The sequence below is a fragment of the Rothia sp. ZJ932 genome (assembly GCF_016924835.1).
Classification (GTDB): domain Bacteria; phylum Actinomycetota; class Actinomycetes; order Actinomycetales; family Micrococcaceae; genus Rothia.
Genome location: NZ_CP070480.1, coordinates 912298 through 924529, shown reverse-complemented (window position 1 = coordinate 924529; position 12232 = coordinate 912298). Strand labels below are relative to the sequence as shown.

The 12232-nt window shown below is 53.3% G+C and carries 9 protein-coding genes; 1 reads left to right on the top strand and 8 read right to left on the bottom strand.

What is annotated here, in order from left to right; all coding sequences use genetic code 11:
* Window positions 1-17: 17 nt before the first annotated feature.
* The 3 genes from JR346_RS04260 to JR346_RS04250 form a co-directional block, all read right to left on the bottom strand.
* Window positions 18-1073: a 3-isopropylmalate dehydrogenase gene (locus tag JR346_RS04260; protein WP_204876803.1), complete on the bottom strand. Its 1056-nt coding sequence runs from the start codon at window positions 1071-1073 to the stop codon at window positions 18-20.
* 137 nt (window positions 1074-1210) lie between these two features.
* Window positions 1211-2644: a threonine synthase gene (gene thrC / locus JR346_RS04255; protein WP_205483508.1), complete on the bottom strand. Its 1434-nt coding sequence runs from the start codon at window positions 2642-2644 to the stop codon at window positions 1211-1213.
* An 80-nt stretch (window positions 2645-2724) separates the two neighbouring features.
* The gene (locus JR346_RS04250) at window positions 2725-3654 is read right to left on the bottom strand and encodes a hypothetical protein (protein ID WP_205483500.1); all 930 of its coding nucleotides are present in this window, start codon (window positions 3652-3654) and stop codon (window positions 2725-2727) included.
* Window positions 3655-3766: 112 nt separating this feature from the next.
* Here JR346_RS04250 and JR346_RS04245 point away from each other — a divergent pair, with 112 nt between their 5' ends.
* Window positions 3767-4813, top strand: coding sequence for a hypothetical protein (locus JR346_RS04245; protein WP_204876808.1), 1047 nt, complete (start codon window positions 3767-3769; stop codon window positions 4811-4813).
* A 122-nt stretch (window positions 4814-4935) separates the two neighbouring features.
* On the opposite strand, the gene metG is transcribed toward JR346_RS04245, so the two are convergent.
* From metG to JR346_RS04220, 5 genes are all read right to left on the bottom strand, one after another.
* Complete coding sequence (gene metG / locus JR346_RS04240; protein WP_205483499.1) at window positions 4936-6477, bottom strand: methionine--tRNA ligase; 1542 nt, start codon at window positions 6475-6477, stop codon at window positions 4936-4938.
* A 182-nt stretch (window positions 6478-6659) separates the two neighbouring features.
* Window positions 6660-8255: a phosphoglycerate dehydrogenase gene (gene serA / locus JR346_RS04235; RefSeq protein WP_205483497.1), complete on the bottom strand. Its 1596-nt coding sequence runs from the start codon at window positions 8253-8255 to the stop codon at window positions 6660-6662.
* A gap of 364 nt (window positions 8256-8619) precedes the next feature.
* On the bottom strand, window positions 8620-9648 hold the full coding sequence (gene ilvC / locus JR346_RS04230) for a ketol-acid reductoisomerase (protein ID WP_204876814.1): 1029 nt from the start codon (window positions 9646-9648) through the stop codon (window positions 8620-8622).
* A 142-nt stretch (window positions 9649-9790) separates the two neighbouring features.
* Entirely contained in the window at window positions 9791-10300 is a 510-nt protein-coding gene (ilvN, locus tag JR346_RS04225) for an acetolactate synthase small subunit (RefSeq protein ID WP_204876820.1), read from the bottom strand.
* Window positions 10301-10305: 5 nt separating this feature from the next.
* Window positions 10306-12150, bottom strand: a complete 1845-nt coding sequence (locus JR346_RS04220) for an acetolactate synthase large subunit (RefSeq protein WP_204876821.1) — start codon at window positions 12148-12150, stop codon at window positions 10306-10308.
* Window positions 12151-12232: the final 82 nt, after the last annotated feature.

Below are 12232 nucleotides of genomic sequence, written 5' to 3'. Positions count from 1 at the left end.
ACTTCTTGCAAAAAGCCTTAAAGAGCTTGAAGAATAGCGTCGCCAACCTCGATCGTTGAACGGCTACTCGCCACGTTCGCAGCAAGATCTTTCTCCACAGCGTCTTCAATCATTCGGGCTTGCTCGGTGTACCCCAGGTGGTTCAGGAGCATACCGGCTGCCAAAATTGCTGCTGTGGGATTAGCGATGTTCTGCCCGGCAATATCGGGAGCTGAACCATGAACAGGTTCAAACATCGAGGGGTAAGTGCCTGAGGCGTTGATGTTGCCTGACGCCGCGTAGCCAATACCACCGGTGATGGCACCTGCTTGGTCAGTAATAATGTCACCAAAAAGGTTATCGGTAACAATCACATCAAAACGTGCCGGGTCGGTGGTCATAAAAATCGTAGCGGCATCAATGTGCAAATAATCTACCGTAACATCGGGGTACTCCGCGGCAACAGCGTTGAAATAGCGCGAGTACAGCTTACCAGCGTTCACGAGCACGTTGGTCTTGTGAATCAGGGTAAGTTTCTTCTTCTCACGTGAATTCGCCAACTCAAAAGCATAACGAATCAAACGCTCCACACCGTGAGCAGTATTCAGAGACACCTCGGTGGCAATTTCTTGGTCAGTATCAGGACGCAGACGCCCACCGTTGCCGGCGTAGGGACCTTCGGTGCCCTCGCGTACCACGACGAAGTCAATACCGCCGGGGTTACTCAGCGGCGAAGTCACCCCCGGGTAGAGCTTGGAGGGGCGCAGGTTGATGTAGTGGTCAAAAGTGAAACGCAATTTCAGGAGCATTTCACGCTCAATCAAACCAGAAGGGATGGTGGATGATCGCGGATCTGCGCCCACCGCACCAAAAAGAATCGCATCATGGGTGCCTAGCTTCTCCATGGTTTCTTCGGTCAAGGTCTCCCCCGTTGCCAGCCAGTGTTCAGCCCCCAGAGGATATTCGGTGTGGGCAAGATCAAGCCCGGTTTTCGAGGCAACTTTTTCAAGCACACGTAGCGCCTGAGCCACAACCTCCGGGCCAATGCCGTCACCGGGAATTACTGCAAGATTGAGAGAGCGAGTTTCAGTCATGGTTCAACCGTAATACCCACCACACCCTTTTGCCCACACTGTGACATAAATGTTCAGATGATGAACAAACACCGTGAGCGCCAACCAACAATCGCTGGTTGGCGCTCACGGTGTTAACGAGCCGAGCCTATGGCCTTCTAGCGAGCAGCGTTCTCCGCCACGTACTTTTTCACTGCTTCAGCGTCATTGGGAAGATCAACCACGTGACGTTCAGCCTTCATGACGTTAGCAAAACGCTCAGGAACCTCAGGTTCGCTGCCAATTGCCTCAGAAATAGTCTCGGCGAACTTCACCGGCAGAGCAGTTTCCAAGCAGATGATGGGGGTTGAAATTTCGTTGCTGAGTTCGCGGGCAACCTTGATACCGTCGGCGGTGTGGGGGTCAATCAATACCCCCAGGCGCTCGTGTACGTCGCGAATGGTTTTCACTCGGTCAGCGTGGGTTGATTTACCCGATACAAAACCGAATTTCTGTTTCAGATCAGTGAAGACTGCGTCCTGGCTCAGATCGAAACCGCCGGCTTTGACCTTTTCGCCAAAGAGTTCACGGGTACGATCAGCATCGCGATCGAGTGCATCAAAGATGAAACGTTCAAAGTTGGATGCGCGTGAGATGTCCATGGAGGGGCTTGAGGTCACAAAAGTCTCGGCAGATGAGCGTACTCGGTAGTCACCGGTTTTGAAGAACTCATCGAGCACATCGTTTTCGTTGGTTGCCACAATCAGTCGGTCGATAGGCAAACCCATCTGGCGGGCAATGTGACCGGCACAGATGTCGCCGAAGTTGCCCGTGGGTACGCAGAATGAGACTTTCTGGTCATTACTTTCGGTGATGCGAATCCAGCTCGAGACGTAGTACACCACCTGAGCCAAGAGGCGTGCCCAGTTGATGGAGTTCACGGCACCAATGCGGTGTTCACGCTTGAAATCCGCATCGCTGGCGATGGCTTTAACAATGTCCTGGCAGTCATCGAACATACCGTCGAGGGCAATGTTGAAGATGTTGGGGTCATCAAGACCAAACATCTGTGCCTGTTGAAAAGGGGTCATGCGGTCTTTAGGAGTCAGCATGAATACCCGAATACCACGGCGACCGCGCATAGCGTACTCAGCGGAAGACCCGGTATCACCCGAGGTCGCTCCCACAATTGTCAGGGTGTCATTTCTGCGGGCAAGTTCGTACTCGAAAAGCTCACCGAGCAGTTGCATCGCCATGTCTTTGAAGGCAGCAGTGGGTCCTTCAGAAAGGTGACCAATGTACAGGTTGCCCTCCAGATGACTGACCGGCACAATGTCTTCACTCGCGAATTTGGGGTGGGTGTAGGCACGGGAGGCAATGCCAGCGAGATCTTCTGCGGGAATATCGTCTACAAAAAGTTGCAGAATTTCTGCTGCGAGCGCGTGATACCCCTGATTGGCAAGTACAGTGCGCCAGCGCGTCAGGGTGGCATCGTCAAGCTGAGGATACTCTTCGGGCAAGTAAAGACCGCCGTCGGGTGCTAACCCCGCGAGGAGAATATCGCTAAAGGTTGCCTTGGTGGCTGATGAGTCGCGAGTTGAGATGTAATGCATAGAACAAGATTAGCCCTATTTCTATTCATCTGTCAGACCAGCGTCTCACGATGCACACATGCTAGGCGCTCGGGGTGTTTTTATGATGCGGACGCGGTGGGTGTGGGTTGAAGCTCAATCGGCGAGCTGTCTTTGGGGTCAGTTTTATCTGCCTCAACGTTTTTGGCTGCTTGATCGTGGATTTTTTCAAGCTCGTCGCCCACATTTTTGACGCGTTCGTAGATGCTGGCGAAGTAACGCTGGGAAATATCAGATACTTGAGCGTCGAAGTCTACGTTGTGGCGGCAGGTGGCATCAGCAATTGCGATTTTTTTCTGCTCTTTGGGCAGGTGGCTGTTAGCGTGAGCGGGTGCCTGGGCGGTATCTGAGATATCTGAGAACCCTTTTTCGCTCATGCAGGTTGCCCACCGGTTTTGGAGGTCTTTGTACTTTTCATCATCGAGTACTTCATCGCGCACGGCTCGCCCGAAGGATGGAGCAAGTTCAGCAGCTTTGAGACCATCTTCGACGCTACCGTAGATGTATTGGAAGCTCTGAGCAAGGCAACTGTTAGCAGCAATTTTTCCTGAGGAATACCCCAGAAGTGAGGTCTCAACGGTGCCTAGTTTTGAGTTACCAAAATAGGCTGATCTACCCGCTGTATCAGAGTTAGCAAGCCCGTCTCTTGCACCAGCGTTAGCTAGTTCGTAGCCGTGTTTATCTGCTTCTTTGACGGTGAAACCGGTGCCGAGAATTCCTTCGAGGGTGTTCTGTTGGGCATCGGCTATGGTGTAGGTTCCGCCGCCGTTGGCAGCAACGCATCGCTCGATAAAAGCAGCGCGAGCTTTCTCAGCTTCTTCGGGTGGGAAAATCCACGAGGTGAGTTGCTCAAGGTTCTTCTCATTGACCTTATCAACTGGTTCGAGATCGTTGAGGTTTTCGGGTGCGGAGGAGCACCCGGCGACCACCAGCAAACCCAATACAGTAAGAGAGCGCACAATAAAAGAGGACGTGACCATTGTTACCGACAAACTCCACCTTCAGGACGTATCTTTCGTATAGTCTTACACACTACACTGGTTATCTGCCAACGGATTTCGTTGCATTTTTGTACTTTTTGATCACGGAGCAAGATTCACGCTTATGACTTCTGCTGATTTGCCAGCACCGGCCCTAACAACCTCTCGCCGAGCCTTGATGCTTGGTGCTTTGGCAACAGGCGTGGGCGTTGCCGCTGCATCTGCCACCAAAGCTACCGCCGAGGAAGTCATTGAGACCCCTCAGTTTTCATACCAGTCACCCAAGGGTTTTTCTTTGGCCTTGTGGGGTAGCTCAACTATTGAAAACTTGCACGTTGCTCAGGGTGTGCCCAAGGGGTTAGACGCTCGCATCGAGACGTCATTGAAAGCTCTTAACGGTATCGAGGTACTGAATTTTGGACGCAGCGGTGAGATTTCGTCAAATATTCTTGCCCGCCGCGGTGTTAAGGCATACCGTTACCGCTTGGTTTTCCCCAACGATATGATTCCGGCTTCTGGTTCTGTGATGGTCGATGTAGACCCTTCAACTACTACCGAGTGGAACCCCCATACGGTATTCCCCGGTTACGTGCAGGATATCCCCGGTGTGCTTTCGGCTGCTGACGGCGTTAAGGGTCAGCTCCGTTTCTTCCGTTTGGTCAACGGTGAAGAACGCTACGCGCCGGCGGGCATCGCCACAGATTTCCATTCCCGCCAGGAGATGATTTCTCGCGCGTCCCACCACCTTATTCAGATTGGTCGTAACAATCTAAAGAATCTGGCGAAGCTGCAGGAAGACACAGAGGCGGCAATATCAGTTGCCCCCGAAACCACTTTGGTGATGGGCCACTACCCCTCAGCTAAGCAATCCCCTGATTCTGAGCAGCTTGCCCAAGTTAATGCGTACAACACCTGGGCAGCTAACACCTACGGGGACCGCTACCTCGACACCATGGGTTGGCTGCGCATTCGTTCCCAGGAACCCTGGCTACGCTACGGTGACTTAGCTGGTTCTGATGTGTGGAAGTCAGATGATGACCGCAAAGATTTCGATGCTGGTAACGCCCCGCGATCGCTCTACGCCGATGATTACTTCCACCTCAATGGTTGGGGATATCTCGTGATTTCCCACATGATTTCAGCTCAGCTCACCCGCCTGGGCTGGGTCTAGTAACTACGCGAAAAGCTGCACCGACCGGTGCAGCTTTTCGCTTTAAGTAGTCTCTAAACTACACAAAGGACGCGCAGTGCCCAGACCGCACCTCTTTGCTGGTTGTAAAACTCTTAAGAGTTTTAGGCATCCTTAGGTTCCTCATAACGAGGGAAGACCGGTGACGGTGCGGGTAGCTCGGCACCAACCGTCAGCTTGTTCTCCAGAGCCGCGAACACGCGGTTCTCTTCTGAGACGGCCAAAAGGTCAAGTAACTTACCCATCGATTCGGGCATGATCGGCTGAACCAGGGTTGCGACCACGCGCAGAACTTCGGCAGTGACGTAAAGAACGGTATTCATACGTTCGAGGTCAGTTTTACGCAGTTTCCAAGGCTCCTGCGCGGTGAAGTAGCGGTTTGCTTCAGCAATAACCTGCCAGATGCGCTCCAATGCCTTATGGAAAGCAAGATCCTCGCAGTCCGCGCGGACGGGGGTGTACAGGTTATAGGCTGCCTCTAACATCGCGGTGTCTTCGGCGGCGAACTCACCGTGAGCAGGTACCTTACCCTCGCAGTTCTTAGCAACCATCGACAGCGAGCGCTGCGCCAAGTTGCCCAGATCATTTGCCAGATCAGAGTTAATGCGGCTCTTAATCGCTTCTGCTGAGTAAGAACCGTCCTGACCGAAGGTTACCTCGCGCAGGAGGAAGAAACGCACCTGATCCAAACCGAAGGACTTCACCAAGTCGTTGGGATCAACCACGTTGCCCACGGATTTTGACATCTTTTCACCGTCTACCAGCAAGAAACCGTGTGCGAAGACGCGCTTGGGCAGCTCGATACCCGCCGACCAGAGGAAAGCAGGCCAGTAAATAGCGTGGAAGCGGGAAATATCTTTACCAATGACGTGGTAGTTTGCGGGCCAGAACGTAGTGAACAGCTCGCTATCGGTGTCGGGGAAACCAACACCGGTCAGGTAGTTGGTGAGCGCGTCCACCCACACGTACATGACGTGCTTTTCGTTACCGGGCACAGGCACACCCCAGTCAAAGCTGGTGCGAGAGATAGATAGGTCAGTCAGCCCGTCTTTCATGAACCCGGCAAGCTCGTTACGGCGAGATTCGGGGTAGACAAAACCCTCAGTAGCATACAGCTCTTTGAGGCGATCAGCGTACTTCGACAGACGGAAGAAATATGACTCCTCTTCAGTCCATTCTACCTCGGTACCGGTTGAGCTGGCATAGCGTACGCCATCACGCACCTCAGTCTCATCCTCAGCGTAAAATGCCTCATCACGTACCGAGTACCAGCCAGCATACTTGTCAAGATAAATGTCACCGGCTTCTTCCATACGCTTCCAGATCGCCTGGGATGCAGTGTAATGATCAGCATCAGTAGTACGAATGTAACGGTCATACGAGATACCTAGGGCATCATCCATCGCCTTAAAACGAGCAGCATTCTGATCAGCCAGTTCTTTAGCAGTCATCCCCAATTTCGCGGCGGTAGTCTGCATCTTCTGACCGTGTTCATCGGTGCCGGTCAGAAAACGAACGTTGAAACCGTCCAGGCGTTTAAAGCGTGCCATCACATCGGTGGCAATGTGCTCGTAAGCGTGCCCGATGTGGGGGTCTCCATTGGGGTAAGCAATGGCGGTAGTGATGTAAAAAGGTTCTGAAGTCATACACCCAACTTTACCGAAAAAGCAGGTAAAGCCCTATTTAGAGTCTCACCCATGGCAGAAGGAAACCGCAGTCTATACCCCGCACAGTGAGCTAGTACTCGGCGAAGGGTGAGACTGCGGTTTCACGCTCATTGTTCTCGGTTTAGGTCTTGGTTGAATGTAGTGCAGCTGTTGGTGGCAGCTTAGTCAGCCAAATTGATGTGCGCTGCGCGGTTTGCGTTAACAACCTTGCGGATTGACTCCACTACCTCGTGCGGTACTGCTGAATCGAGTGAGAGCACTGAGACAGCACGCTTATTCTTCTCGCTACGAGAAACCTGCATACCCGCGATGTTGATGGACGCGGTACCCAATAGGGTACCCATCGCAGCAATGATGCCAGGACGATCCTCGTATTCAAGAATCAGCATGTAATCAGTGATAGGCGTTTCAAGGTCGTAACCGTTGATACTAGTCAGCTTGATAATGTGCTTGGGTCCGGTCACCGTACCGCCCACACTCACGTTGTCTCCGTTGCTCAGCGCGCCGGTCAAAATAGTTTCGTTGCGAAAGTAGTCAGTTTCAGCGGTGGTTACCAAATCAACATCTACTCCGCGCTGCTCTGCAATGACGGGTGCGTTCACATACGAGACTTTGTCAGAAACAACATCGGTAAAGACGCCCTTGAGTGCTGACAACTTGAGGGAGGTGACGTCCTTGGTAGCAATCTCGCCGGCGATCTTCACTTCAACGCGAGCAAGAGCCTCATCTTCGCCCAGGGCAGTGAGAATGCGTCCGAGCTTTTCGGCAAGAGGAACACCCGGTCGCACGTCCTTATCAATAGCGCCACCAGCGATATTAACCGCGTCCGGCACCAAATCTCCCTCAAGAGCCAAGCGCACCGAACGAGCCACCGAGATGCCTGCCTTCTCCTGAGCCTCAGCAGTTGAAGCGCCCAGGTGAGGGGTTGCCACCACGTTATCGAGTTCGATAAAGGGCACGTTCTTAGCGGGCTCTTTCACGTAAACGTCAATAGCCGCACCGGCAATCTCACCGGCACGCAAAGCAGCGTCAAGATCAGCTTCATCAATCAAACCGCCACGTGCCACGTTAACGACGCAGGCGCTGTTCTTCATCTTGGCAAAAGCATCGGCGTTAATCATGCCCAAGGTTTCGGGAGTGCGAGGCATATGAATAGTAATAAAATCGCTGCGCTCAATGAGCTCATCAAGTTCAACCAGCTGAGCGCCAACCTGAGAAGCGCGGGCTGCGGTCACAAAGGGATCGTAGGCAATGATCTCGGTGCCAAAAGCTTTCAGACGCTCTGCCACCAAGGCGCCAATGCGCCCCAGACCGATAATGCCAATGGTCTTCTCATACAACTCGGTACCCGAATACAGTGAACGCTTCCACTCCCCCTGCTTCATAGAACGGTCTGCCGCTGAAATATTGCGGGCAAGCCCCAGAATGTGCCCGACCGTAAGCTCTGCCGCTGAAATGACGTTGGAGGTGGGCGCGTTAACAACCATCACGCCAGCTGCGGTAGCTGCCTTGATATCGATGTTGTCCAAGCCCACACCAGCGCGGGCAATCACTTTGAGCTTGTGGGCAGCAGCGATAGCCTCAGCATCAACCTGGGTAGCTGATCGCACCAAAATCGCATCGACATCAGCAATTGCTGACAAAAGCTGGGTGCGGTCAGCCCCGTCAGTGGTGCGGATTTCAAAATCAGAACCCAACGCTTCAATGGTAGCGGGGGAAAGTTCTTCAGCGATCAGTACAACGGGTTTTTCAGTCACGGGAGTGTTCCTTAGAAAATCTTGGGTAAGAAGTCTCTTGCGATGCCGCGCGCTGAGGTAGCTTTATGAGCCGCAGCGCTGGGAAGGGACGCGAAACACAGGGCGCGCTTCGCTACAGAGAGTTTGCATCGGTTCACCATTTACGGCCAACGCACACACCTGTGGGATTGGTTCTATTGTGCCACCAAAATGGCACAGACAATAAACATTGATTGGTGCGAACGGTTAAAAATATGTAACAGTTGCCCAGCGGTTACCTCTTGTTCTATGAAGGCAAGTAACCGGTGCAAGAACACCGCCGAGCACCCGCAGAATTTCTACGGGGTCTCGGCGGTGCATCATGACAGCATCAATAAAACTGAATTTAGCGGGCTACGCTACCTTCGGTGTAGTCATCAGCAGCCTTGTTCCAGGAGAAGAGCTGACGTAGTTCGCGACCGGTTGCCTCGATGGGGTGAGCTTCACCCTTGGCGCGCAGTTCCTTGAACTCGGGAGCGCCAGCAGCCTGATCTTCCATGAAACGCTTCGCAAAAGCGCCTTCCTGAATATCGGTAAGAACAGCCTTCATGTTCTCCTTGACCTCGGGTGAGATCACGCGGGGACCAGAAACGTAGTCGCCGTACTCAGCGGTGTCTGAGATTGACCAGCGCTGCTTGGCGATGCCACCCTCAATCATCAGATCAACGATCAACTTGAGTTCGTGCAGCACCTCGAAGTAGGCGATTTCAGGCTGGTAGCCAGCTTCGGTTAGAACCTCGAAGCCGTACTGAACGAGCTGTGAGGTACCGCCGCACAGCACAGCCTGCTCACCGAACAGGTCAGTCTCGGTTTCTTCAGTGAAAGTAGTTTCGATAGCGCCTGCGCGAGTTGCGCCCATTGCCTTAGCGTAAGCCAGTGCCAGCTCAAGAGCCTTGCCTGACTCGTTCTTTTCAACAGCGACGATGGCGGGGACGCCGCGTCCTGCTTCAAATTCACGACGAACGGTGTGACCGGGACCTTTGGGCGCAACCATTGCGACGTCAACGCCAGCGGGTGCTTCAATGTAGCCGAAACGGATGTTGAAACCGTGAGCGAAAAATAGAGCATCGCCTTCGGAGAGGTTGGGGGCGATATCCTTCTTGTAGACCTCAGCCTGTACCTGATCCGGAACCAGAATCATGATGAGGTCAGCTTCTGCAACGGCGTCTGCTACGTTCAGCACGCGCAAACCTTCGGCTTCTGCCTTAGCGCGTGACTTTGAGCCTTCAGCCAAACCAACACGTACGTCAACACCTGAATCGCGCAGGTTAAGAGCGTGTGCATGACCCTGTGAGCCGTAGCCGATGATGGCTACCTGGCGCTCTGAAATGTTTGCCAAATCAGCGTCATCGTTGTAGAAAATTTTTGCTGCCATAAGAGGTTTCTCTCCTTGATAGTTTTTCAGGCGCTTTTATCAAAGCAATGTACCTGAAATCAATAATAGGGGTTTTGGGTGCGAGATGGTGCCCGGCACCACAGCGTCTTATATAGTGAACATTACATTCACATAATGGGCATTAGCCGCGCAGTGCCTTTTCACTCATCGACCGCGGACCTCGCCCAAGCCCCAAAGTACCCGCACGAACAATCTCACGAATACCAAAAGGTTCCAACACATCGAGCAGGGCGTTATTCTTCTCAGCCGAACCCGTTGATTCAATCACCACCGACTCGGTTGAGACATCAACAATGGACGCGCGGAACAAATCAGCTGCCTGAGTCACCTGCAAGCGGGTCGCAATATCAGCACGCACCTTGACCATAATGTGATCGCGCTGCACCGAAGTTTCTGCGGGCAACTCCACAATCTTGAGTACATGAATCAGCTTATTGAGCTGCTTGGTAACCTGCTCAAGGATTGCCGCATCAGCATCAACCACAATCGTGATACGAGAAATACCGGGAACCTCAGTGTGCCCCACTGCCAATGAATCAATGTTGAACATACGGCGGGCGAAAAGCCCAGATACACGCGCCAAAACGCCCGGTTTGTCTTCAACCAAAACTGAAAGAGTATGACGAGCCATGACTTCTAAACTTCCTCTCGGTCAAAGTCGGGTGAAGTTTCTTTAGCAATCTGAATTAAATCGTTTGAAACTCCGGCAGGCACCATCGGCCACACCATCGCATCGGGGCTAACCGTAAAATCAATCACCACAGGACGATCGTTGATAGCCAAAGCCTGCTCAATCGTTGCATCTACCTCATCATCGCTTTCGCAGCGCAGACCCACCGCACCGTAAGCCTCCGCCAGCTTGACGAAATCGGGGATGCGAGCGCTGTTAGCACCGGTGTTGAGGTGGGTGTTGGAGTAGCGACCATCGTAGAAGAGGGTCTGCCACTGGCGCACCATGCCCAAGGACGAGTTGTTAATGATGGCTACCTTGATGGGAATGTTGTTCTGAACGCAGGTTGCCAGCTCCTGGTTGGTCATCTGGAAGCAGCCGTCGCCGTCAATTGCCCATACTACAGCTTCGGGATGAGCAACTTTTACGCCCATCGCTGCCGGAACAGAGTAACCCATTGTGCCCAGACCTGCCGAGTTGATCCAGTGACGGGGTTTTTCGTGCTTGATGAACTGGGCTGACCACATCTGGTGCTGACCGACGCCCGCCACATAGTAGGCGTCAGGACCTGTCATTTCACTGATGCGTTCAATCACGTGCTGGGGCTGCCCCAGACCGTCCTCTGTTGAGCTGTAGCCCAGTGGGAAGTTTTTGCGCCACTTCTCAAGAACAGACCACCATGGACTCAAATCACTCATGGAGCCAGCAAGTTCGGTGCTTAGGATTGCGTTCAGCTCAGGCAGAACAGATTTTACATCGCCCACGATCGGCACATCTGCGTAACGAATCTTGGAGATTTCGGCGGGGTCAATATCAATGTGAACGACCTTGGCATCGGGGGCGAAAGTGTCAACCACACCGGTCACGCGGTCATCGAACCGAGCACCCAAGACCACCAGCACATCTGATTTCTGCATAGCGGTCACCGCGGGCACCGTTCCATGCATACCGGGCATGCCCAAACTCTGTGGATGAGAATCAGGGAATGCACCGCGTGAGGTCAAGGTGGTTACTACCGGTGCGCCGGTAATCTCAGCGAGCTGTGCCAATTCGTCGGACGCGTCCGCGCGAGTGACACCACCACCCACGTAGAGCACCGGACGCTGTGCCTCTGCAATCAAATGCGCAGCTTCACGAATCTGTTTGGAGTGACCTCGAGTCACCGGGTGATAGCCGCGCACATCGATGGCTGGGGGCCATGAGAAATCCATCATGCCCTGCTGCGCGTCCTTGGTAATATCAACCAGTACCGGACCGGGGCGTCCAGTTGCAGCAATGTGGAAGGCTGTTGCGATGCAACGGGGAATTTCTTGGGCATCTCGCACCATAAAAGAATGCTTGGTGATGGGCATGGTCATACCCACGATATCTGCTTCTTGGAAAGCGTCAGTGCCAATAACTTTTGACGAAACCTGACCAGTAATTGCCACCATCGGCACAGAGTCCATGTTCGCATCTGCCAAGGGGGTGAGGAGGTTCGTTGCACCGGGACCAGAGGTCGCAATGCAGACTCCCACTTCACCGGTTGATACCGCATACCCCTGAGCAGCATGACCTGCGCCTTGTTCGTGGCGCACGAGAATATGGTTAATCTTTGTGGAATCAAGAAGCGGATCGTATGTGGGCAAAATAGCGCCACCGGGCAAACCGAAAACTGAAGTGACGCCCAACTCCTCAAGCGAGCGGACAATTGCCTGTGACCCCGTCATGCGCTCTACGGCGGGCTTCGAGGTAGCTGCAGACGCGGCGTTTCGACGCTCACCAGTGTGCGATGCAACTGTCGCAGGAGTGCCTGGTAATCCCGTGCTCATGTTTCATCCTTGCTGATTGATGTCAGTGATAAAAGCTTTAGTACTGTGCGGTGTGATAGCTCAGCGGTCGTTATCTCTAACC

Coding starts and splice junctions, on each gene's coding strand:
- JR346_RS04260 (WP_204876803.1), bottom strand. CDS start 1,073: ATGACTGAAACTCGCTCTCTCAATCTTGCAGTAATTCCCGGTGACGGC.
- thrC (WP_205483508.1), bottom strand. CDS start 2,644: ATGCATTACATCTCAACTCGCGACTCATCAGCCACCAAGGCAACCTTT.
- JR346_RS04245 (WP_204876808.1), top strand. CDS start 3,767: ATGACTTCTGCTGATTTGCCAGCACCGGCCCTAACAACCTCTCGCCGA.
- metG (WP_205483499.1), bottom strand. CDS start 6,477: ATGACTTCAGAACCTTTTTACATCACTACCGCCATTGCTTACCCCAAT.
- ilvC (WP_204876814.1), bottom strand. CDS start 9,648: ATGGCAGCAAAAATTTTCTACAACGATGACGCTGATTTGGCAAACATT.
- ilvN (WP_204876820.1), bottom strand. CDS start 10,300: ATGGCTCGTCATACTCTTTCAGTTTTGGTTGAAGACAAACCGGGCGTT.
- JR346_RS04220 (WP_204876821.1), bottom strand. CDS start 12,150: ATGAGCACGGGATTACCAGGCACTCCTGCGACAGTTGCATCGCACACT.